This is a genomic window from Streptomyces sp. NPDC056600 (assembly GCF_042792855.1).
Lineage (GTDB): Bacteria > Actinomycetota > Actinomycetes > Streptomycetales > Streptomycetaceae > Streptomyces.
In genome coordinates this window covers 105,018-125,157 of the sequence record NZ_JBHTVQ010000005.1, presented here as the reverse complement: position 1 = coordinate 125,157, position 20,140 = coordinate 105,018, and the positions used below count along the sequence as shown (strand labels likewise).

The 20,140-nt window shown below is 72.8% G+C and carries 22 protein-coding genes; 13 read left to right on the top strand and 9 right to left on the bottom strand.

The features are described 5' to 3' along the window. Positions 1-42 precede the first annotated feature (42 nt). The gene (locus ACFRAV_RS04580) at positions 43-825 is read left to right on the top strand and encodes a DUF899 family protein (protein ID WP_382551598.1); all 783 of its coding nucleotides are present in this window, start codon (positions 43-45) and stop codon (positions 823-825) included. An 84-nt stretch (positions 826-909) separates the two neighbouring features. Here the strand turns inward: ACFRAV_RS04580 and ACFRAV_RS04575 are convergent, their stop codons facing one another. Continuing rightward, a complete protein-coding gene (locus ACFRAV_RS04575; protein ID WP_382551595.1) occupies positions 910-1,926 on the bottom strand; it encodes a LacI family DNA-binding transcriptional regulator in 1,017 nt (338 codons plus the stop codon). Between the two features lie 323 nt (positions 1,927-2,249). Here ACFRAV_RS04575 and ACFRAV_RS04570 point away from each other — a divergent pair, with 323 nt between their 5' ends. The 4 genes from ACFRAV_RS04570 (at position 2,250) to ACFRAV_RS04555 (ending at position 7,075) form a co-directional block, all read left to right on the top strand. Continuing rightward, a complete protein-coding gene (locus tag ACFRAV_RS04570; RefSeq protein WP_382551593.1) occupies positions 2,250-3,560 on the top strand; it encodes an ABC transporter substrate-binding protein in 1,311 nt (436 codons plus the stop codon). A 92-nt stretch (positions 3,561-3,652) separates the two neighbouring features. Then, positions 3,653-4,645: a carbohydrate ABC transporter permease gene (locus ACFRAV_RS04565; RefSeq protein ID WP_382551592.1), complete on the top strand. Its 993-nt coding sequence runs from the start codon at positions 3,653-3,655 to the stop codon at positions 4,643-4,645. Positions 4,646-4,657: 12 nt separating this feature from the next. Beyond that, on the top strand, positions 4,658-5,587 hold the full coding sequence (locus tag ACFRAV_RS04560) for a carbohydrate ABC transporter permease (protein WP_382551590.1): 930 nt from the start codon (positions 4,658-4,660) through the stop codon (positions 5,585-5,587). 51 nt (positions 5,588-5,638) lie between these two features. Further along, positions 5,639-7,075 (top strand): GH1 family beta-glucosidase, encoded by a 1,437-nt coding sequence (locus ACFRAV_RS04555; RefSeq protein WP_382551588.1) that lies wholly within the window; start codon positions 5,639-5,641, stop codon positions 7,073-7,075. 157 nt (positions 7,076-7,232) lie between these two features. On the opposite strand, the gene ACFRAV_RS04550 is transcribed toward ACFRAV_RS04555, so the two are convergent. After that, positions 7,233-7,577 carry a DUF6233 domain-containing protein gene (locus tag ACFRAV_RS04550; RefSeq protein WP_382551586.1) on the bottom strand — a complete coding sequence of 115 codons (345 nt, stop codon included), beginning with the start codon at positions 7,575-7,577 and terminating at the stop codon, positions 7,233-7,235. A gap of 83 nt (positions 7,578-7,660) precedes the next feature. Between ACFRAV_RS04550 and ACFRAV_RS04545 the strand changes: the two genes are divergently transcribed. Then, positions 7,661-8,755 (top strand): DUF2332 domain-containing protein, encoded by a 1,095-nt coding sequence (locus ACFRAV_RS04545; protein WP_382551584.1) that lies wholly within the window; start codon positions 7,661-7,663, stop codon positions 8,753-8,755. A 21-nt stretch (positions 8,756-8,776) separates the two neighbouring features. On the opposite strand, the gene ACFRAV_RS04540 is transcribed toward ACFRAV_RS04545, so the two are convergent. Together ACFRAV_RS04540 and ACFRAV_RS04535 are read right to left on the bottom strand one after the other, a co-directional pair. Next, positions 8,777-9,391 (bottom strand): DUF4865 family protein, encoded by a 615-nt coding sequence (locus ACFRAV_RS04540; protein ID WP_382551583.1) that lies wholly within the window; start codon positions 9,389-9,391, stop codon positions 8,777-8,779. 53 nt (positions 9,392-9,444) lie between these two features. Continuing rightward, positions 9,445-10,011 carry a TetR/AcrR family transcriptional regulator gene (locus ACFRAV_RS04535; RefSeq protein WP_382551581.1) on the bottom strand — a complete coding sequence of 189 codons (567 nt, stop codon included), beginning with the start codon at positions 10,009-10,011 and terminating at the stop codon, positions 9,445-9,447. Positions 10,012-10,135: 124 nt separating this feature from the next. Here ACFRAV_RS04535 and ACFRAV_RS04530 point away from each other — a divergent pair, with 124 nt between their 5' ends. Continuing rightward, a complete protein-coding gene (locus tag ACFRAV_RS04530; protein ID WP_382551580.1) occupies positions 10,136-10,669 on the top strand; it encodes a hypothetical protein in 534 nt (177 codons plus the stop codon). A gap of 46 nt (positions 10,670-10,715) precedes the next feature. Next, positions 10,716-12,062, top strand: a complete 1,347-nt coding sequence (locus ACFRAV_RS04525; protein WP_382551578.1) for a hypothetical protein — start codon at positions 10,716-10,718, stop codon at positions 12,060-12,062. Positions 12,063-12,128: 66 nt separating this feature from the next. Here the strand turns inward: ACFRAV_RS04525 and ACFRAV_RS04520 are convergent, their stop codons facing one another. The 3 genes from ACFRAV_RS04520 to ACFRAV_RS04510 all read right to left on the bottom strand — a co-directional run bounded on the left by ACFRAV_RS04520 (position 12,129) and on the right by ACFRAV_RS04510 (position 14,725). Continuing rightward, a complete protein-coding gene (locus tag ACFRAV_RS04520; RefSeq protein ID WP_382551576.1) occupies positions 12,129-12,815 on the bottom strand; it encodes an HAD family hydrolase in 687 nt (228 codons plus the stop codon). Next, complete coding sequence (locus ACFRAV_RS04515) at positions 12,812-13,600, bottom strand: aminoglycoside adenylyltransferase family protein (RefSeq protein WP_382551575.1); 789 nt, start codon at positions 13,598-13,600, stop codon at positions 12,812-12,814. The genes ACFRAV_RS04520 and ACFRAV_RS04515 overlap by 4 nt, the downstream gene beginning before the upstream one ends. A gap of 96 nt (positions 13,601-13,696) precedes the next feature. Next, positions 13,697-14,725 (bottom strand): saccharopine dehydrogenase family protein, encoded by a 1,029-nt coding sequence (locus ACFRAV_RS04510; protein WP_382551574.1) that lies wholly within the window; start codon positions 14,723-14,725, stop codon positions 13,697-13,699. 124 nt (positions 14,726-14,849) lie between these two features. Here ACFRAV_RS04510 and ACFRAV_RS04505 point away from each other — a divergent pair, with 124 nt between their 5' ends. The 3 genes from ACFRAV_RS04505 to ACFRAV_RS04495 all read left to right on the top strand — a co-directional run bounded on the left by ACFRAV_RS04505 (position 14,850) and on the right by ACFRAV_RS04495 (position 17,182). Then, positions 14,850-15,797, top strand: coding sequence for a helix-turn-helix domain-containing protein (locus ACFRAV_RS04505; protein WP_382551572.1), 948 nt, complete (start codon positions 14,850-14,852; stop codon positions 15,795-15,797). Positions 15,798-15,899: 102 nt separating this feature from the next. Further along, positions 15,900-16,763 carry a hypothetical protein gene (locus ACFRAV_RS04500; RefSeq protein WP_382551570.1) on the top strand — a complete coding sequence of 288 codons (864 nt, stop codon included), beginning with the start codon at positions 15,900-15,902 and terminating at the stop codon, positions 16,761-16,763. Positions 16,764-16,819: 56 nt separating this feature from the next. After that, a complete protein-coding gene (locus ACFRAV_RS04495; protein WP_382551569.1) occupies positions 16,820-17,182 on the top strand; it encodes a hypothetical protein in 363 nt (120 codons plus the stop codon). A 141-nt stretch (positions 17,183-17,323) separates the two neighbouring features. Here the strand turns inward: ACFRAV_RS04495 and ACFRAV_RS04490 are convergent, their stop codons facing one another. Both ACFRAV_RS04490 and ACFRAV_RS04485 read right to left on the bottom strand, forming a co-directional pair. After that, positions 17,324-17,854 carry a hypothetical protein gene (locus ACFRAV_RS04490; RefSeq protein WP_382551568.1) on the bottom strand — a complete coding sequence of 177 codons (531 nt, stop codon included), beginning with the start codon at positions 17,852-17,854 and terminating at the stop codon, positions 17,324-17,326. After that, complete coding sequence (locus tag ACFRAV_RS04485; RefSeq protein ID WP_382551566.1) at positions 17,851-18,126, bottom strand: multiprotein-bridging factor 1 family protein; 276 nt, start codon at positions 18,124-18,126, stop codon at positions 17,851-17,853. The genes ACFRAV_RS04490 and ACFRAV_RS04485 overlap by 4 nt, the downstream gene beginning before the upstream one ends. A gap of 71 nt (positions 18,127-18,197) precedes the next feature. On the opposite strand from ACFRAV_RS04485, the gene map reads away from it, so the two are divergent. Both map and ACFRAV_RS04475 read left to right on the top strand, forming a co-directional pair. Next, positions 18,198-18,965, top strand: coding sequence for a type I methionyl aminopeptidase (gene map / locus ACFRAV_RS04480; protein ID WP_382551565.1), 768 nt, complete (start codon positions 18,198-18,200; stop codon positions 18,963-18,965). 313 nt (positions 18,966-19,278) lie between these two features. After that, positions 19,279-19,965, top strand: a complete 687-nt coding sequence (locus ACFRAV_RS04475; protein WP_382551563.1) for a glycoside hydrolase family 11 protein — start codon at positions 19,279-19,281, stop codon at positions 19,963-19,965. Positions 19,966-20,140 lie beyond the last annotated feature (175 nt).

Genomic DNA, 20,140 nt, shown 5'->3' with positions numbered 1-20,140 from the left:
CCGGGGACCCGACGAGACGAACACACCACGGAGGACGACGCCATGACGAGCCCGCCCGAAGGCCCGCCCGTCCAGCTCCCCGGCCGCCCGCCCGTCGTCGACATGGCCACCTGGCAGGCGACCCGCGACGAGCTGCTGCGGCGCGAGAAGGCCCATACGCATGAGGGCGACGCCATCGCCGCAGCCCGCCGCCGGCTGCCGATGGTGGAGTTCGACGGGGCGGTCGAGGTCGTCGGACCCGACGGCCCGGTCCCGTTCCTGGACCTGTTCCAGGGGCGCGAGGAGCTCGTGCTGTACAAGCACATGTGGTACCACGGCGCACCGCCCCAGGGGCAGTGCGAGGGCTGCACCACGACGGCCTGGCACCTGAAGGACGCCGTCTACCTCAACGCCCGCGGCGTCTCGTTCGCCGTGGTGACCACGGGCCGGTGGGACGAGGTGGCCGCGTTCGTCGAGTTCATGGGCTACACCCAGCCCTGGTACTCGGTGCACGACGTGGACGAGCCGGTCGGCGGGAGCATGGGCTACCTCGCCTCCTACCTCAGGGACGGGGACCGCACCTTCCTCACGTACTCCACGACCGGCCGCGGCACCGAGCGCGCCAACAGCTCGATGGGGCTGCTGGACATGACTTCCTACGGCCGCGGCGAGGCATGGGAGGAAAAGCCCGAGGGCTGGCCCGAGGGCGACGAGCCGTGCTGGTACTGGCGGACGGACGCGCAGGGCAGCGCCACCTGGGGGCCGACCAGCCGTCCCGTGCCGCAGTGGACCCGCCCCGGCGCGACCCCGGTCCGGACCCTCGGACGGCACGGCCCCCACCACTGACCACCCGCCAAGGAATCCCGCCACTGACCCCTGCCACCGAACCGCGGGCCGCGGCGGGCTCACCGCGCGGCGGGTCGACCGTGCTCAGGAGGACTCGCGCACCACCAGCTCGGTCGGCAGCGTCACCTGCTGCCGCCGCGCGCCGGCGTCGGCGATCTCGGCCAGCAGGATACGGGCCATCATCCGGCCCACCTCCTCCACCGGCTGACGCACCGTCGACAGCGGCGGATTGGTGTGCCGGGCGAGGACGGAGTCCTCGAACCCCACCACCGCGACGTCCTGCGGCACCCGGCGGCCCTGGTCCCGCAACTCGGCCAGCGCACCCACGGCCATCAGGTCGGACGCGGCGAAGACGGCGTCGAGATCCGGTGCGCGTTCAAGAAGCGAACGCATCGCCCGGCGGCCGCCCTCCTCCGAGAAGTCCCCGGGCTCCACCAGTGACTCGTCGGCCCGGCGTCCTGCCAGCTCGTGGGCGCGGCGCCAGCCGGCGAGCCGGGAGCGGCCCACGTCCATGTCGAGGTCTCCGGTGATCGTCGCGACGCGGTCGCGGCCGCCGCGCAGCAGGTGTTCGACCGCCGCGGTCGCGCCCCCGATGTTGTCCGAGGTGACGTGGCTCAGCCGCTCGTCCTCCCCGCGACGGCCGGCCAGGACGGTGGGCAGGCCCATCTCCTCCATCATGGCCGCCACCCGCTCCTGGGCCCGCACCGAGACCAGCAGTACACCGTCCACGCGTCGCGTGGCGATCGACGCGGTCAGCTGGTCGCGCTCCAACTGGTCCCGGACCAGGACCAGTTGCAGTTGGGTCCGGGTCTCGGTCAGCACTCCGCTGACGCCGCGGATCAACGCCGCGAAGAACGGTTCGGACCCCAGCCGGCTCTCCGACTCGGGGATCACCAGGGCCACCGCCTCGGTCCGGCTGGTCACCAGGCCTCGGGCGACGGAGTTCGGGACGTAGTTGAGCTCCTTGATCGCTCGCAGCACCCTCTCCCGCGCGTCGGCGCTGACCAGTTCCGAACCGTTGAGGACGCGGGAGACCGTCGTCCGCCCCACTCCGGCTCGGGCGGCGACGGTCTTGATCGTGGGCGGACGGCCCTCTGACATGCGGTTCTCCCTCGGTGGCCGCGGCGAGGGCCACGGACATGATCGCCGCAATTGTGGCAGACGCCGAGCCCGTCCCGGCCCCGGGTGACACACGCTCGTGTGAACGGCACGACGGGTTCCGGAAACAAGTTGGTTTCACGTTATTGACATGTGCCCCCGGTTGGTACGAGTGTTCCATTCGTTGGTGGGAACGTTCCCACCCCGCGTTGGGAACGTTCCCACCCGGTGAATCGGCACGTTCCCCCTGGATCGTCCCACTTGCCGTGGTTCTTACAGGACTCGTAACTCCGGTGCGTCAGCGCCGTCGCTTGGAGGAAAGAAACATGACCACTGTTCACAGGTCCGCACGGACGAGGGCGATCGCGCTCGTCGCCGCGGTCAGCGCCATCTCGCTCCTCGCCGGCTGCAGCGACAGCGAGGAGTCCGTCACCGGCGGCGGCAAGAAGGACGGCAAGGTCATCATCACCATGGGCATGTACGGGGTGATGGGCTTCAAGGAGACCGGCCTCCTCGAGCAGTACGAGAAGGAGAACCCGAACGTCGACATCCGGGCCGAGGTGGCCGGCGACGAGCAGACCTACTACACCGCCCTGCAGACCAAGCTCGCCGCGGGCAAGGGCCTCAAGGACATCCAGGGCATCGAGATCGGCCGCGCCAAGGAGGTCGTCGACACCCAGGCCACGAAGTTCGCGGACTTCAAGGGCATGGCGAACACCGACCACTTCCTGCCCTGGAAGCAGGCCCAGATCACCACCAAGGACGGCAAGGTCCTCGGCCTGGGCACCGACATCGGCCCGATGGCCGTCTGTTACCGCAAGGACCACTTCGAGGCCGCCGGTCTGCCCACCGACCGCGAAGAGGTCGCCAAGCTGTGGGAAGGCGACTGGAAGAAGTTCGTCGAGGTCGGCAAGGACTTCAAGAAGAACTTCAAGGGCGGCAAGGTCGCCTACATGGACGCCTCCAGCGGCCTGTTCAACGCCATGATCTACGGCCACTCGGAGCAGTTCTACAACGAGCAGGGCGACCTGATCTACAAGGACAACCCGGTCATCAAGGAGGCGTGGGACCTCGCGGCCGACGCCGCCGAGGCCGGCCTGTCCGCCAAGCTGCGCCAGTTCCAGCCGGGCTGGGACCCGGGTCTGTCCAACGGCACCTTCGCCACCACCGTGTGCCCGGCCTGGATGCTCGGCCACATCGGCGAGAAGGCTGGTGACAAGAACAAGGGCAAGTGGGACGTCGCCAAGGCCCCCAAGGGCGCCAACTGGGGCGGCTCCTTCCTCGGCGTGGTCGAGCAGAGCCCGGTGAAGGAGGAGGCCAAGAAGCTCGTCGCCTGGCTGACCGCGCCGGAGCAGCAGGCCCACATCTTCAAGAAGCAGGGCAGCGTGCCGTCCTCCCAGGTCGCCCTCGAGGACCCGGCCGTCAAGAACAGCACCTCCGAGTACTTCAGCAACGCCCCGATCGGCCAGATCTTCGGCCAGGCCGCCCAGGAGATCCCGGACAAGCAGGTCCTGGGCCGTAAGGACGGCACCATCAAGGACACCTTCTCCCAGGGCCTGACACTGGTGGAGCAGGGGACCGCGCGTGCCAAGGCGTGGGAGACCACCTCGGAGCGCATCGAGAAGGCGGTCGGCTGACCGACGCTCCTCCCGGCCGCCCCGGGCCCGCCGGCCACAAGCCGGCGGGCCCGGAGCCCGGCTCGTACATCTGCTCTCAGGAAGGAAGTCCGGTGGCCACCTCCACCACCAAGGCCCAGACCGGCGAGGGACGCGAAGGTCCTGCCCCGAAGCCCGGCTCCGACGGCCGGCGCCGTCGCGGCGCCCTGCTGCACCGGCTGGACGTCAAGGGCGCGCCCTACGCGTTCGTCGCGCCGTTCTTCGTCGTGTTCGCGGCGTTCAGCTTCTACCCGCTCGTGTACACCTCCTGGATCTCCCTGCACCGGGTGGAGCTGGCCACTCTGGACATCATGGAGTGGGTGGCGTTCGACAACTACGTGGCGCTGTGGAGCGACTCGCGGTTCTGGAACGCGCTGGGCAACACCATCACCATCGGCATCCTCTCCACGGTGCCGCAGCTGCTGATGGCGCTCGGCCTCGCGCACCTGCTCAACTTCAAGATGCGCGGCTCGCTGTTCTTCCGCGTCGCCTCGCTCGTGCCGTACGCCACCTCGGTCGGCGCCGCCGCCCTGGTGTTCACCATGCTCTTCGAGCGCGACTTCGGTATGATCAACTGGGCGCTCGGCTCGGTCGGCATCGACCCGGTGAACTGGGAGTCCGACAAGTGGCCCGCCCAGTTCGCGATCTCCACGATCGTCATCTGGCGCTGGACCGGCTACAACGCGCTGCTCTACCTGGCCGCCATGCAGGCCATCCCCGTCGAGCGCTACGAGGCCGCCGGCATCGACGGCGCCTCCCGCTGGCAGCAGTTCATCCACGTCACGGTGCCGGGGATCCGCTCCACGGTGGTCTTCACCATCGTGCTGTCCACCATCGGCGCGACCCAGCTCTTCGGCGAGCCGCTGATCTTCGGCCAGGGCCCCAACGGCATCACCGGCGGCGCGGACAACCAGTACCAGACGCTGGGACTCCTCCTCTACGAGGAGGGCTGGAAGAACTACCAGATGGGCCGCTCCGCGACCGTCGCCTGGGCGATGTTCCTGCTCCTCATCATCGTCTTCGCGGCCCAGGCACTGATCAAGCGCCTGCGCTCCCGCACGTCCTGACCAGGAGACTCCATGACCACAGAAAGCCTCTCGGTCCGGACGAACGCACCGGCCGGGACCACCACCCCGGTGAAGCGCCCCACCGGCCGCCCCGGCCGCTTCGCCCTGCGCCAGCGCGCCGGCCGCCAGCACCACGCGGGCCCGCTCGCCTACATCCTGCTCGGGATCACGGCGCTGCTGTCGATCTTCCCGCTGTACTGGACGATGGTGGCGGCGTCCACCGACAACACCCGCGTCAGCGAGACCCCGCCGCCGTTCCTGCCCGGCCCCAACCTCTTCAGCAACCTGGCCCGCGCCTGGGACGAGGCGGCGATGGGCAAGGCCATGCTCAACAGCCTGATCGTGGCCGGCGTCATCGCGCTGTCCACGGTGATGTTCGCGACGCTGGCCGGCTTCGCCTTCGCCAAACTGCGCTTCAAGGGACGCAACATCCTGCTGATGCTGGTCATCGGCACCATGATGGTTCCGCCGCAGCTGGGCGTCGTGCCGCTGTTCATGATGATGGCCGAGCTGGGCTGGTCGCAGCAGCTGCCCGCCGTCATCTTCCCGACGCTGGTGAGCGCGGTCGGCGTGTTCTTCATGCGCCAGTACCTCTCGGAGGCGCTGCCCGACGAACTCGTCGAGGCCGGCCGCATCGACGGCGCCCACTCGCTGCGCATCTTCTGGAGCATCGTGCTCCCCGTCGCGCGGCCCGCGATGGCGGTCCTGTTCATGATCACCTTCGTGCACGCCTGGAACGACTTCTTCTGGCCGTTCGTCGTGCTCGACATGACCAACCCCACGGTCCCCGTCGCGCTCACCCAGCTCAGCGCGGGCTACATCCGCGACCAGTCCCTCATCATGGCGGGCGCGCTGCTGGGCACCCTGCCCCTGCTGGTGATGTTCATCGTCTTCGGCCGACAGATCGTCAGCGGCGTCATGGCGGGCGCCGTCAAGGGCTGAACCGCCGCAGGACCCCTCCCCCCTCTTCCTTCGAACGTGAAAAGGAAACACATGGTCACCGCTGATCAGGCCGCCTCCACCCCCGGCGCCGACCTCACTTTCCCCGAGGGCTTCCTCTGGGGATCCGCGACCGCCTCGTACCAGATCGAGGGCGCGGCCGCCGAGGACGGCCGCACGCCGTCCATCTGGGACACCTACTCCCGTACCCCGGGCAAGGTCCGCAACGGCGACACCGGAGACATCGCGACCGACCACTACCACCGCTGGCGTGAGGACGTCGCGCTGATGTCCGAGCTCGGCATCGGCGCCTACCGGTTCTCCCTCGCCTGGCCGCGGATCCAGCCCACCGGGCGGGGCCCCGCCGTGCAGAAGGGTCTCGACTTCTACCGGCGCCTGGTCGACGAGCTGCTGGAGAAGGGCATCCAGCCGGTGGCGACCCTCTACCACTGGGACCTGCCGCAGGAGCTCGAGGACGCGGGCGGCTGGCCGGAGCGCGCCACCGCCGAGCGGTTCGCCGAGTACGCGGCCCTGGCCGCGGACGCCCTGGGCGACCGGGTGAAGACCTGGACCACCCTCAACGAGCCCTGGTGCAGCGCCTTCCTCGGCTACGGCTCCGGCGTGCACGCCCCGGGCCGCACCGACCCGGTCGACGCCCTGCGCGCCGCCCACCACCTCAACCTCGGCCACGGTCTGGCGGTGCAGGCGCTGCGCAGCCGGATCCCCGCCGACGCGCAGTGCTCGGTCACGCTCAACATCCACCACGTGCGCCCCCTCACCCAGGACGCCGCCGACGTCGACTCCGCCCGCCGCATCGACGCGCTGGCCAACCGCGTGTTCACCGGCCCGATGCTGGAAGGCGCCTACCCGGACGACCTCCTCAAGGACACCGCCCAGCTCACCGACTGGTCCTTCGTCCACGACGGCGACCTGGCCGAGATCCACCAGCCGCTGGACTTCCTCGGTGTGAACTACTACTCGCCGACCCTGGTCTCCCGCGCCGACGGCAGCGGCACCCACAACTCCGACGGCCACGGCCGCAGCGCCCACAGCCCGTGGCCGGCCGCCGAGGAGGTGGCGTTCCACCAGCCGCCCGGCGACACCACCGCCATGGGCTGGGCGATCGACGCCTCCGGCATGTACGAGCTGCTGCGCCGCCTCGGCTCGGACTTCCCCGAGCTTCCGCTGATCATCACGGAGAACGGCGCCGCCTTCGACGACTACGCCGACCCCAACGGCGAGGTCAAGGACCCCGCGCGCATCGCGTACGTCCGTGACCACCTGGCCGCCGTCCACCGTGCCGTCCAGGACGGCACGGACGTGCGGGGCTACTTCCTGTGGTCGCTGCTGGACAACTTCGAGTGGGGTTACGGCTACAGCAAGCGGTTCGGCGCCGTCTACGTCGACTACCCGACCGGCAGGCGCATCCCCAAGGCCAGCGCCCGCTGGTACTCCCAGGTCGCCCGGACCGGCATTGTGCCCGGAGCCTGACAGCCCGGCCACCGACCTGGTGCGGCGTCCCACAGCCCGCATGTCGCCGCACCGCGGACCCGCCCCCGAACGCCCGCTCTCCCGGGCCCGGGGGCGGGCCTGTTTCCCGCGCGGCGGCCCCGGTCGGCCGGGCGGTAAACCGCCGGGCGACCGATCGTCACTCCAGCAGACCGAGCTCCGTGTCCGGCCGGCACTGCGGACACGGCTGCACCCCCTCGGCCAGGGCGCGCAGCGCCTGCTCGCGCGCGACGCCCCGGCTGCGCCGGCCGCCGCTCCAGCACCCGCCGACGTGGACGTAGACGGGGGAGCGGCCGCCGAGCCCGTGCTCGACCAGCCATTCCGCCTCCGGCGGCCCGTCGCGCTCCGCTCGCCGCCGGGCCACGGCGGCGCGATGCTCCTCCTGCGCGATCCACCCCCGGGTGCGCTCGAGGTCGCGCAGCTGCACCCTCTCCAGGAAGCGCAGAAGGGCGAGCCGTGAGGGCTCGGCATCGGACTCGGTCACGTAATCGAGTATACGTTCGAATGCTTGGGGCGGGTTCCGGCGACCCGACGAAACCGCGGGCAGGCTCCTCCTAGACTGGCCGGATGCCAGGCAGCAGGCCCGCGTCCCCGGGCGGAACCCGGACCCTCGCCGACACCTACCGCCGCTTCGGCGAGTCCGACGTGGCCAAGGCCTCGCCGCTGTCCGCGCACGTCGCCCTCGCCCTGAGCGCCTCCCCCCAGGCCCTGCGCGTCGTCGGCACGGCGCCCCCGCGCCGCCGTGGCCCTCGGCTGATCCTCGCCGCCCTGCACGACCTCGCCCTCGCCGGCCGGGCCCCCGCCCTGGCGGCCGCCTACCGCGCCGGGGACGCCGAGGCCGCCGCGGCGGCAGCGGTCGACAGCCTCCTGCGCAGCGCCGACGAGGTCGTGGCCACCGCCGCGCGACGCCGGACACCGGCCGACGTGACCGGGCGCCACACCGTGCTGCGCCCGCTCGTCGCAGAGGCCGCGCACCGCCTCGACGCCCGCGCGATCGCACTGATCGACCTCGACTGCGCCGCGGGCTTCAACCTCGACGTCCACCGCGCGGCCGTCGCCTACGACAACGGGCAGACACTGGGCGACCCCTCGTCGCCCGTGCGCCGCACGGCCTCGGTCGTGGGGGACCGGCCCCTGCCGGAACGAGACCTGCCCGAGGTCGTCGTCCGCCTCGGCCTCGACGCGCACCCCGTGGACGTCACCGACGCGACCGAGGCCCGCTGGCTGCGCGCGGGCCGGTGGCCGGACCGCCCGGAGGAGCTGGCCGCACTCGAGGCGGAGATCGCCCTGGCCGCCGCCGACCCCCCGCTGCTCCTGGTCGGGGACGTGCTCGACACCCTGCCCGAGGCGTTCGCGCGGGTCCCCGCCGACGCGCTCCCCGTCGTGACCACCACCTGGGCGCTCTCCCGCCTGCGCCCCCAGCGGCGCCTGCGCTTCCTGGGCCACCTGCGGGACGTCGCGCAGGCCCGGCCGGTCGCCTGGGTGTCCGCGGAAGGGGTCGGCGTCGCCCCCACGATCCCCACCCTGGGCGACCGGCCCGCCTCCGGCCACAGCATCCTCGGCCTCGCGCTGTTCGACGGATCGGGCACCCGGACCACGGCGGTCGGCCGGTGCTGGTCCCAGGGCCGCATCCTGAGCTGGCCGGCCGACGACGCCGACTGACTCCTCGCCCCGCCCGGGTCCCTACCGGTTCCGCCCTTCGGGTAGACGGTCGAGCCCCGGGGCGGACAGGTGCAGCACCTCGTAGCGTTCCGTCGCCTCCTCGTCGGCCGCGGACGTCCCCGCCCACAGCAGGAACCGCAGCAGCCGCCAGTGGTACGGGTCGACGGCCAGCGCGGCGGTGTGCACACCGTCGAGACGGGACAGGCGGCGCAGCTTCTCACTCTCCCGCTCGACCAGCGCGGACAGGCCAAGCCCCGTACCGTCCGGATCGGCGTCCGCGGCCACCGCGGTCAGCCGCCGCGACGCCGCCCGGACCGGAGCGGTGCGCGCCGGTCCGGCGTGGCAGGCGATGCCCGTCCAGTGCAGGACCTGGGGCCGGCCGAAGTCCCGCACGATGTTCTGGAAGCCGCCTCCGCCGACCAGGAAGTGCGCCATCGCCCCCGGCTCGTTCCACAGGTAGAACGGCGCGTACTGGTTGGCCGGGGAGCCGTCGACGCCGCGTTCACGGATCGCATAAGCCTTCAGCCCCAACCCGGCGCGGTCGTCCAGGACATGACCGCCCCTGGTCACGCGGTCGCGGATGATCCCCATGTCGTAGTCGGCGGGCAGGGTGATCTCGTACTGCTTGGCGTACACGGCGGTGACCTTCCGAAGGAGTGGGCGGGGAGGGCGGTGACCGGCGCGGGCGGTCAGGGGCGGACGTGCGCGGCGAGCAGCCCGAGCACACCGTCGACGGCCAGGTCGAACGGCTCGACCGAGGCGGCGGCCCGTGCCAGGACGTATCCGCCCTGCAGCACCGCCACCGTCGCCGCCGCCACGGCCCGCGGGTCCAGCCCCGCGTCCAGCTCGCCCCGTTCACACCCCTCGGCCAGCACCTGCGCGAGCCGTTCACGCAGCCAGGCCAGCGTCCGGTCGACCGGCTCCCGCAGCGCGGGGTCCGCCATGACCTCCGGATCCTGGGTGAGGCGTCCGATCGGGCACCCCTTCAGCACATCCCGTTCCCGGCGCAGGTAGGCGGTCACCCGCTCCACCGAGCCCCCGCTCCCGGACAACTCCTCCTCGGCCCTGGCGCGCATCTCCTCGGCCGTCCGGTTGACGGCGGCCAGCGCCAACTCCCGCTTGCCGGCGAAGTGGTGGTACATGCTGCCCTGGCCGACCCCGGCCCGCTGCTGGATGCCCTTCGGGCTGGTGCCGGTGTACCCACGCTCCCACAACAGTTCGCGGGTGCTTTCGACGAGACGTTCCGCTGCGTTCACGCGAGCACTGTACCTACTAGTAGGTACAGAATTCCGCGAATGATGCGGAGTTCGGCCGCGCGGTGTGCGTCGCAGGGCATGAGCACCATCCGACCTGTCGGACCCCATGCCTACGATCACCCGCATGTCGGATGCCTTCACGGTCCAGTGGGCCCACGAACGATGCCGAGCCCTGCGCAAGGCCGGCAAGGTGGGGGAGCGGCCGCCGGTCGCCTTCAGCGGCGCCCACACCTCCCTGCCCACCTGGTCACGTGCCCGCGCGGGCGACGAGGTCTACGCCCTCCACGTCGACCGGCGCGTCGTCCACGTCGTCACCCGGATGCGGGTGACGGACCGTGAGCGCGGCGCTTGCTGCGGCACCCCGCCCGCCACCTGGCAGGACCAGGCTCACCCCGGCCACGACGACTGGTGGATGCTGGGCGCTGACGGCTGCGGCGCCGAACCCGTGCACGTCGACGCCACACCGGTTTGTTTCGACATGCCCCTCCCCGGCGACCTCCTGTCGACCCTCACCTGGCGCAACCTCAAGGGCCGAACCCGTCGGCTCAAGCACGTGGTCGACGGCCGCCTGGAGAACTCGATCGGCATCCAGGGCTTCTACCGGCTCACCCCCGAATCGGCCGCCGACCTGGCCGAGTTCGTCCGCACCGGCACCTGAGGCGGTCGTGCGGGCCGCTGTCGGTCCCCGCCGGTAGCGTGCGTTCATGCCCCTCGACCACGATCTGGCCGCCCGTATGGCGCAGCCGGACTTCTGGCCCCTGTACTCCTTCGACGCCACGGCGGTCCGCGCCTACGACGATGCGCGGGAGGAGGCGGGAGAGGAGGACGAGGAGGAGTTCCGCACCCGCTTCCTGCCGGCCCAGGAGCTGGGCCTCGAGCTCAGGTTCGAGCCCGGCTTCTCGTACGTCGACCTGGCCGTGGTGCCCCCCGGAGTGGCGGAGCCCGAGATCGTGGGCTGGGACGACACCGCGCACTTCCACCCGCACGTCATGTCCTGGTCCGAGCTCGACCTGCTCTGCAGGGCGACGGCCCTCCATGACCCGACGCTGCGTCACCCGGGCCCGATGTCGGCCCTGCTGCTCCGCTTCGCCTTCCTCACCGAACAGGACGACCTCGACACGATCACCCCGTTCACCGATGCGGCCTTCGCCGAGGCGTTCCCCACCGGGGTCTCCGATGCCGTGGCGCTGTCCACCGGACCCACCGGCACCGCGCCTGCCGACACCGCGCACGGCGCCGCGCACGGCGCCGTGCGCGTCCGCGAGGAGACACGCGCCTGGTTCGACCAGCGGGACCTGCGCGGCACCGGCGTCACCTGGTCCACCCGCCCGGACGGCCACCGCGCCGTGCACCAGGAGGACGAGTCCGGGGCCCACCTGTACTCCTCGCGCGCACCCGAGGCGACCGAGGAGGAGTTCCCCTTCACCGCCTGGTCCCGGCTCCTGCGGGGCGCGACGGCGACCCTGGAAGCCGCCGGAGCCCACCCGGCCCTCCGCTGCCCCGAGACGCGCAGGGCCCTCGACCGCTGCGCCGAGCCGGACGGACACACCCAACTCGGCTCCCTGGCCACCACGTTGCGCGCGGCGGGACTGGGGGAGGGGCCACTGCTGCGCGCCGTCACGCGGCCGTCGTCACGGGCGGAGGCCGCCTGGGTGGTGGAGACCCTGGGAGGCTTCCCACAGGGCCGGGTGACGGCCGCCTGGTTCGGCCGGAGCCCTCTCGCGGACGCCCGCACCTGGTACCTCGACCTCACCCTGGCCGCCGCCGGACACGGAAGCCGCTTCGGCACGACGTTCGCCGCGGAACTCTCCGCGGCACTGGGGGACGCCGGCCTGGGCTGGGCGGAGACCACCGGCAGCACCTCCGTGCGGGACGCGAAAGGCAGCTACGTCCACACGTCGGACCTGCTGACGGTCCTTGTCAGGGACGACCTCCCGGCGGCAGCCCGCGTCATCGCACGCCGACTCCACGAACACGGCGCCCTACGGACGGCCGACCTCCGGCACTCCGGCGCACCCCGCGAGCGGGTACCGCTCCCCGAACCGTCGTAGGGCGCCGACGCGGGCCCTTGCACGGGAGGAGAGCCGGACCCGCCCGAGGTCGCAAGCCCTCCGGGCCTACCGCCGCCCGGCATCGAGCACATGGCCGATCGCGGCGGCGACGTCCGGAGCCACATGGGTCGGCCGGCAGGAGTTCCCGGCCCACGTCCGGCCGTTCGACACCCACACGCTCGGCAACCCGAGCGCGTCGGCCCCCGCGATGTCGGCGTGGGCCGAGTCGCCGATCACCCACGCGCCCGGCGCGCGGGGCACGGACGCCCCCACCGCGTCCGCGGCCGCCCGGAAGATCGCCGGGTCGGGCTTCGCGCAGCCCACCGCCTCGGACACCACCCACCCCTGCACCAGCCGGTCGAGCCCGGTACGGCGCAGTTTCGCCTCCTGCTGCGCCGTGCGCCCGTTCGTCACGACCACACAGGTCCAGCCCTCGGCCACAGCCCGCGTCAGTGCCTCCCGGGCACCGGGAATCAGGACCACCCGATCGGCCGCACCCCGGTCCACCAGGGCGCGCACCGCAGCGGACGAGGCCCGCCCGCGGTACCGGTCGAGAAGGGTCGCCGCGACGTCCTCGCGCGTGGCGTAGCCGCCCGCGTCGAGTGCCGTCGCCCACGCCAGATCGGCCGCGGGCAGACGCTGCTCCGCCAGGAACGCCGCGACGGCCGCACGGAAGGCGGCGTCGCGGTCGACCAAGGTGTTGTCCAGGTCGATCATCAGCAGACCTGCCCCGGCTGCTCCACGCCGCGTCATCGGCCAGTGCCCTCCGTCGTCCCCGCGCCATCGGCGCCGCACCGCTCGATCCTGGCAACCACGTACGCCACCCACTCGGGGACCCGCGCGAGAAGCTCCCCGTCCCAGGTCTCCTCGTGGTAGCCGCAGTGGAGATAGAGATGCCTGGCATGCCGCAGGACGGGCCGGAGCCCGGCCGGCAGACGGTCCAGCACCCAGTCCGCCGCGGTGTCCTTGCGGCCGATCCGGCCGGTGCCGAGCGTGTACCAGACACGGGCCAGGGTCAGCAGGACGTTGCGGGTGTCCTCCTCGACGCTGTCCAGCAGTCCGGGCACCGCCTCCCCGCAGGCCCGGACGATGTCCGCGTGCGGGACCTCGTCGAGCAGCCGGGCCGGTTCCGGCCCGGCGAGCGGGCCGTCACCGGCCAACGCCGTCGCGACCGTCAGCGCCAGGTCGGGCATGGGCCGCGGCCGCGGCACCAGTCCGGCCTCGTACGCGTCCCGAAGCCACTCGCCGTAGAGGAAGTCGCCCTCCGGCGGGTACCGCCACGGTCGCACCTGCGACAGGACGACCACGGTGACCTCGAGCGGACGCAGCCCGTTGCGGGAACCCGAGACCGGCAGCAGTCCGGCGAGCAGGGCCCGCCGTCGCCGCTCGTCCATCCCCGTGCGGGTGACGAGCAGCACGTCGACGTCGCTGGCCGGCCTCCACCCCCCGAGCACGGCGGACCCGTGCAGGTAGGCGCCGGCCAGGCCGCTCCCCAGCACCTTGTCGGCGAGGCGCACGACTTCCCGTGTCTGGTCCACCCCACGAGCATCGCCGGTGCCGCCCTCCGGCGCACCGCCTTTCCGGCGGCCCGACCCGTCGACCCGGCCCGCGGGCCCCGGAGTGTCCGGCGACCGTCAGCCGGAGAACTCCACCGACAGATGCTCCGACAGCGCGCCCAGGAAGTCCGCCGCGTCGAAGATCTCGCCCGCCGAGGCCACCCCCTTGGTGCGGATACGGCCCGAGAGGATGCGCTCCACCGCCTCGACGGCCAGCGGGGCGGTCACGGCGTAGATGTCCCGGCCCCGCGCCACCGCCCGGCGCTCGACCCCGTCCTTGCGCACGACCACGTCGACGAGGAACGTTTGCGCCGAGCGGCCTCGCGCGTCGGAGGCGGACGCCACGGGGGAGGGGGTGTCGGGGGAGGCGATGTCCCGGGCGGCCTCGACGGTCATGTACGTGCGGACCTCGGGCACCCGCAGGTGGCTCGGCACGGTGACGATGTCGGCCATCGAGAACTCGCCGATGACGGCACGCCGCCCCATCGGCTCCGGGAAGTTCCAGGTCGTCGTGGGCGCCGCGTCGTCCCGGTACTCCAGGCGACCGGCGGCGTAGCGGACGCGGCGGCCGTCACGACGACGGCGGGACACGGCGCCCGCGGCGCGGGTGCCGGCCGTCGGGTGCCAGTGGTCCAGCCCGTACGCGATCTCCACCTCGTCGGCGGACGTCCAGTCCCCGAGTGCCGCGGTGGCCAGCAGGTCGCCGAGCCCGCCGTAGAAGGCCATCGCCGGAACGACCACCGCACCCGCCTCACGGGCACGGTCCGCGAAGCCCTCGAAGGTGTCGGCGTTCGCCTCGATCTCGGCCGCCACGTCCACGTAGGGGATGCCCGCCCGCAGCGCCGCCTCGACGACGGGGGCCGCGGTGTCGGCGAACGGCCCCGCGCAGTTCACGACGGCAGCCGCGCCGGCCAGCGCGCGGTCCAGGGAGGCGGCGTCACCGGCGTCCGCCGGACGGGACCGTGGACCGCCCACCGAGGCGGCGAACTCCTCGAGGCGCACGGCGTTCCGGCCGCTGAGCACGGGGACCAGGCCGCGGGCCGCCAACTCGGCCACGACGAAACGGCCGGTGTGCCCGTACGCCCCGAACACCACTACCTGGCGCATGACTTCTCCCTCGTCACCGGGCGGAGAGCCGAAGTCCCTCCGTCTGACCCGTCGCGCCCATCCTTGCGGGGGAGTCAGCGCGATCGTGAGTGTCTGGAACGACACGACGCGTACACTTCCGGACATGGACCACACCGTGGCGGTCGCTGTCACCGACGGCATGCTGAACTTCGAACTCGCCCTGGCACTGGAGGTGTTCGGCAGCCCGCCCGATGCCGTGAAGGGCCCCTGGTACCGGCTGGTCGTCTGCGCGCCCCGGCCCGTGGGCAGTGGCCGGTTCCTCCTGGAACCGGACCACGGCCTCGAGAGGCTGGCGGACGCCGACACCGTGATCGTGCCGGGCTGGGCCGACATCGAGCAGCCGCCGCCCGCCGAACTCCTGACCGCGATGCGCGCCTCCCACGAGGCGGGCGCCCGCCTCGTGTCCCTGTGCACCGGGGCGTTCGTGCTGGCGGCCGCCGGCCTGCTGGACGGCCGCCGCGCCACCACGCACTGGGCGCACACCGCCGACCTCAAGGCCCGCCACCCCGGCGTGGACGTCGACCCCGACATCCTCTACGTGGACGACGGCCGTGTGCTGACCTCCGCGGGCAAGGCCGCCGCGATGGACCTGTGCCTGCACCTGGTCCGCCAGGACCACGGCTCCGCCGTCGCCAACGCGGTCGCCCGTCGGCTGGTCGTCCCGCCCCACCGCGACGGCGGCCAGGCCCAGTTCGTCACCACACCGGTGCCGGCCCCCGCCCAGCACCCGCTGGCCGACCTGCTGCCCTGGGCCATGGAGCGGCTCGACCAGCCGATCACCGTGGAAGACCTCGCCCGCCGGGCCGGCATGAGCTCCCGCCACCTCACCCGCCACTTCCACTCGGTCAGCGGCACCACCCCGCTGCGGTGGCTGCTCACCCAGCGCATCCGCCGCGCCCAGGAGCTCCTGGAGACCACCGACGACGGCGTCGACACCATCGCCACCGCCACCGGCATGGGTACCGCCACCACCCTGCGCCGCCACTTCCACCGCACGGTGGGCGTGCCCCCGGACACCTACCGCCGCACCTTCCGCGCCCGGCCCCGCTGACGGGACGCCCGCCCGCAGCCCCCCTTTTGGATGCCTCGCTGGGTCCCACCACGCCGCCTCGCCCCGTACCCGCCGCACCCCCGTCTTCCGTACCCTGGTCCCATGCCGACCGCGCCCGAGCCCGCCGCCGACCCCCACGCCTGGGCGAGCCAGGACGCCCGTGCGGCCGTCGAGGACTACCTCGATGCGCTGAGCCGCGGCGGGTACGCCCCCGCGACGCGGCGACTGCGCGCCGGACTGCTGGGCGAGTTCCTCGACCACGCCCTCGACGCGGAGGGGACCGTCGCCCTCAGCGCCGGTCAACTCCTGGACCCCGACCGGGCGTCGGCGTGGCTGGAGGCGGCCGCCGCGGGGGAGACCCGTCGGCGGAACACCCTGCGGGGACCGGACGCCCGGGCGTCGGAGGAGTCGCAGCGCGCCCGCGCCCAGAGCTACAACAGCCTCGCCGCCCACCTCGGAGCCCCGCACCGCCTCGACGTGGCGCCCCAGGGCATCGGCGAACGGCTCACCCCCACCGAGGCGGACCGGCTCCTGCACACCCTCGCCGTCAAGCGCCCCTCCGGCGCCAACGCGGCCACCAGCATCCGCACCGCCGCGGTGGCCGCCCTCGTCGCCGGCACCGGACGCACCGTCCCGGAACTGCACCGGCTGCGCACCGCCGACATCGACCTTCCGCGACGCCTCGTCCACCTCGACACCGGCCCGGAACCCCTGGACGCCCGCACGGCCGAGATCCTCGGCCGCTGGCTCGACGTCCGCGGCCACATCACCGACCGCCTCGAGGGCAGCGACCCGGGCCACCTGTGGATCCCCACCAAGCCCGGACGCCCCCGCGACGGCGCCCGGGCCCTCAAGCCCGGCATCGCCCGCGCCGCCGTCCGCACGCTCCACGCCGCCCACCGCAACCTGGTCCTGCAACTCCTCGGCCGTCCCGTGCGGCCGGGCGCGCTGCTCCCGACGGACTGACCCGGATCGGCTCCAGCCCCTCCCTCCCGAACCGGACCACCGGCTACCGTGCACAGATGAACGCCGCACTGCCCGCCGACGTGACCGAAGCGCTGGACGCCGTCCTCGGCCCCGACAACGCCGTCCACGCCGCCTTACGGGCCCAGATACCGCACCTGACCGTCCGCACCCGCTGCACCTGCGGATGCGGCAGCGCCTACTTCCAGCTCGACACCGAGACCGTGGAACGCGCCCCCACCGGTCCCGGCACGGCGATCGCCGCCGAGGCCCGGTTCGTCATGGAGGACGGAACCTGCCCCGGTGAGGTCCTGCTGTTCGTCCAGGACGGCTGTCTCTCCTGGCTGGAGGTCTGCACCTGGAGCGACGACACGGAGGTCTCGCTCGCGACCACCCTCCACCGGTTGCGCCCCGTCCGCTGACCGGCCCGCTCCCAGGGCGAGCGGTCCCGCACCACGGCGAGGGCCGGTCCGACGCGGGGGAGAGCCGTCCGCCGCGGGCCCTCCGCCGCGACGAAAGCCGCCGGACGCGGTGGGCAGGCGCCGTCGGACGCGGCGGGGCCCTCATACGCGGCGAGGCCCGCGACCGCCCTCGGCCGCCCCGCGCCCTCCGAGGCGCTCCCCGGCAGCGTGGCGCACCCGCCGTGTCCGCCCGCCCTCGGCCAGTACCCGCAGGACCTCCGACGGCGCCGCCACGGCGACGACCCGCCGCTGGAACCAGTCCGATGCCCGAAGCACCGCCTCGCGCCCCCACGACCGGCCGAGCACCACGGCACGCAGGAGCCGCCACTCCTCCACACGCCGGGCCAGGAAGGCATCCCCTCCCACCACCTCCAGCAGCGTCTCCGTCCAGGCCCCGAACCCCGGCTCGGTGAGCAGCACGGCCGCCCGCCGGTCCAGATGCTCCAGGACTGCCGACCGTGCCATCACCTCGTCCTGATCGGAGAGCACCCGCCGGACGAGCGCGAGCTCACCCCCTTCGCCCACCTGCCCGAGCGCGGCGCGGTACGCGGCGTACCGCCGGTGCTCGCTCGGCTCGCCCAGCTCCCCGGGGCCGTCAGGTCCGCCGTGCCCGGACGCCCCGCCCTCGCTCACGCGGACAGGGCCTGATCCTGGCCGTCGGTCTCCGGCGCGGCGGCCGCCGCCAACGCGTCCAGGGACAGGTCCAGCGCGGCGGCCAGGGCCGCGATGGTGAAGAAGGCCGGGGTCGGCGCCCTTCCCGTCTCGATCTTCCGCAGGGTCTCCGCCGAGACGCCTGCCGCTGCCGCCACGTCTGCCATGCTCCGGTCGCCACGAGCGCGGCGCAGCAGCGCACCGAACCGCTCGCCGCGTTCACGTTCCCAGGGGGTCAGAGGAGTTCGCACCATGACCGTGATACTAATACCGGTATAAGTATTGGGTCGAGGTGGACGCCTCCGAGACAGGAGTTCCAGGACACATGGTGGAGATCAAGACCGACGCCGCGCTCGACGCGATGAGGGAAGCGGGGCGTGTGGTGGGACAGGCCCTGGCCGCGGTCCGGGAGGCGGCCGCCGTGGGGGTGTCCCTGCGAGAACTGGACGAGGCGGCCCGTGAGGTCCTGCAGAAGGCGGGCGCCACCTCCCCGTTCCTGGGGTACCGGCCCTCCTTCGCCCCGGTCCCCTTCCCCGCCGTCATCTGCACCTCGGTCAACGACGCCGTCGTCCACGGCATCCCCACCGCCTACCGCCTGGCCGACGGCGACCTGGTGAGCGTCGACTGCGGCGCCCGCCTCGACGGCTGGACCGGCGACGCCGCGATCACCTTCACCGTCGGAACGCCACGCCCGGCCGACGTCGCCCTGATCGACGCCACCCGCCGCGCCCTGGACGCGGGCATCGCCGCCGCCCGGGTGGGCGGCCGGATGGGCGACATCTCCCACGCCATCGGCTCCGTCGCCCGCGAGGCCGGTTGCGGCATGCCCGCCGACTTCGGCGGTCACGGCATCGGCCGCCAGATGCACGAGGACCCCCACGTCCCCAACCGGGGCCGCTCCGGCCGCGGTTATCCGCTCCGCCATGGCCTCGTCCTCGCCATCGAACCCATGCTCATGGCCGGCGGCAACGACGCCTACCGCACCGACCCCGACGGCTGGACCCTCCGCACCACCGACGGCAGCCGCGCCGCCCACATCGAGCACACGGTCGCCATCACCGACCAGGGCCCCCGCGTCCTCACCCTGCCCTGACGACGTCCGCCGAGCGCCGCTGCGCCCTTTCGCCCCCGCAGTCGAAACTTGCGAGATCCAGCGAAAGTCGATCCTGACCCATCCCCCGCGAAAGTCGGGAGCCCGTACCCTTCTCCTCTCCGCAGGGTCCGCCCCAGATCCACGACCTGCACCATTCACCCACTCCCAAGCGATCTTCCACGCAACGACTTTCGCAACACCGGTCGAAAGTATTGACACACCATGCGGACCGTCACGAAACTCGGCGTTCTGCAAGACCGCCCGGGTGTCCCACGACCGCCCGGCGTCCCGCCAGCCTTCGGCAGGAGGAGTCGTGCACGACGAGAAGAGCCCCGTCCGGGGGCCGAGCCGCAGGGGCTTCATCGGCGGCACGGGAGCCCTGGTCGCCGCCACCTCGGGGCTGCTCCTGCCCGGCACGGCCCATGCCGACACGACGGTCACGGCCAACCGGACCGGCACGGACAGCGGGTTCTTCTACTCCTTCTGGACCGACGCCCCCGACACCGTCTCGCTGACGCTGCAGCCGGGCGGCGCCTACAGCACCACCTGGCGCGACACCGGCAACTTCGTGGCCGGCAAGGGATGGAGCAACGGCAGCCGCCGCACGGTGCGTTACTCCGGAAGTTTCTCGCCCTCGGGCAACGCCTACCTGTGTCTGTACGGGTGGACCGCGAACCCCCTGGTCGAGTACTACGTCGTCGACAACTGGGGCGCCTACCGTCCGACCGGCTCTCCCCGGGGCGCCGTCACCAGCGACGGCGGCACCTACGACATCTACCAGACGACCCGGTACAACGCGCCGTCCGTGGAGGGCACGAAGACCTTCAGCCAGTTCTGGAGCGTCCGTCAGCAGAAGCGCACGGGCGGCGCCATCACCACGGGCAACCACTTCGACGCCTGGTCCCGCGCAGGCATGGAGCTCGGCAGCCTCAGCCACTACATGATCATGGCCACCGAGGGCTACCAGAGCTCCGGCACCTCCAGCCTCACGGTCGGCTGAAGGCTCCCCGCACCCTCGGGTCACCCCGCTGCCCGCGCGGCCCGTCCCGTCCGCCTCCAGCAGCGAGCTCCCGGAGCGACGACACGCACGGACCCGCGCGAACGCACCGCTCACCGTGCCTTCTTGTTCCAGCGGAGTATGGAGGAGAACACCGACGGGATCGTCGGCCCACACG

Coding starts and splice junctions, on each gene's coding strand:
- ACFRAV_RS04580 (WP_382551598.1), top strand. CDS start 43: ATGACGAGCCCGCCCGAAGGCCCGCCCGTCCAGCTCCCCGGCCGCCCG.
- ACFRAV_RS04575 (WP_382551595.1), bottom strand. CDS start 1,926: ATGTCAGAGGGCCGTCCGCCCACGATCAAGACCGTCGCCGCCCGAGCC.
- ACFRAV_RS04570 (WP_382551593.1), top strand. CDS start 2,250: ATGACCACTGTTCACAGGTCCGCACGGACGAGGGCGATCGCGCTCGTC.
- ACFRAV_RS04560 (WP_382551590.1), top strand. CDS start 4,658: ATGACCACAGAAAGCCTCTCGGTCCGGACGAACGCACCGGCCGGGACC.
- ACFRAV_RS04555 (WP_382551588.1), top strand. CDS start 5,639: ATGGTCACCGCTGATCAGGCCGCCTCCACCCCCGGCGCCGACCTCACT.
- ACFRAV_RS04545 (WP_382551584.1), top strand. CDS start 7,661: ATGCCAGGCAGCAGGCCCGCGTCCCCGGGCGGAACCCGGACCCTCGCC.
- ACFRAV_RS04530 (WP_382551580.1), top strand. CDS start 10,136: ATGTCGGATGCCTTCACGGTCCAGTGGGCCCACGAACGATGCCGAGCC.
- ACFRAV_RS04525 (WP_382551578.1), top strand. CDS start 10,716: ATGCCCCTCGACCACGATCTGGCCGCCCGTATGGCGCAGCCGGACTTC.
- ACFRAV_RS04520 (WP_382551576.1), bottom strand. CDS start 12,815: ATGACGCGGCGTGGAGCAGCCGGGGCAGGTCTGCTGATGATCGACCTG.
- ACFRAV_RS04510 (WP_382551574.1), bottom strand. CDS start 14,725: ATGCGCCAGGTAGTGGTGTTCGGGGCGTACGGGCACACCGGCCGTTTC.
- ACFRAV_RS04505 (WP_382551572.1), top strand. CDS start 14,850: ATGGACCACACCGTGGCGGTCGCTGTCACCGACGGCATGCTGAACTTC.
- ACFRAV_RS04500 (WP_382551570.1), top strand. CDS start 15,900: ATGCCGACCGCGCCCGAGCCCGCCGCCGACCCCCACGCCTGGGCGAGC.
- ACFRAV_RS04495 (WP_382551569.1), top strand. CDS start 16,820: ATGAACGCCGCACTGCCCGCCGACGTGACCGAAGCGCTGGACGCCGTC.
- ACFRAV_RS04485 (WP_382551566.1), bottom strand. CDS start 18,126: ATGGTGCGAACTCCTCTGACCCCCTGGGAACGTGAACGCGGCGAGCGG.
- map (WP_382551565.1), top strand. CDS start 18,198: ATGGTGGAGATCAAGACCGACGCCGCGCTCGACGCGATGAGGGAAGCG.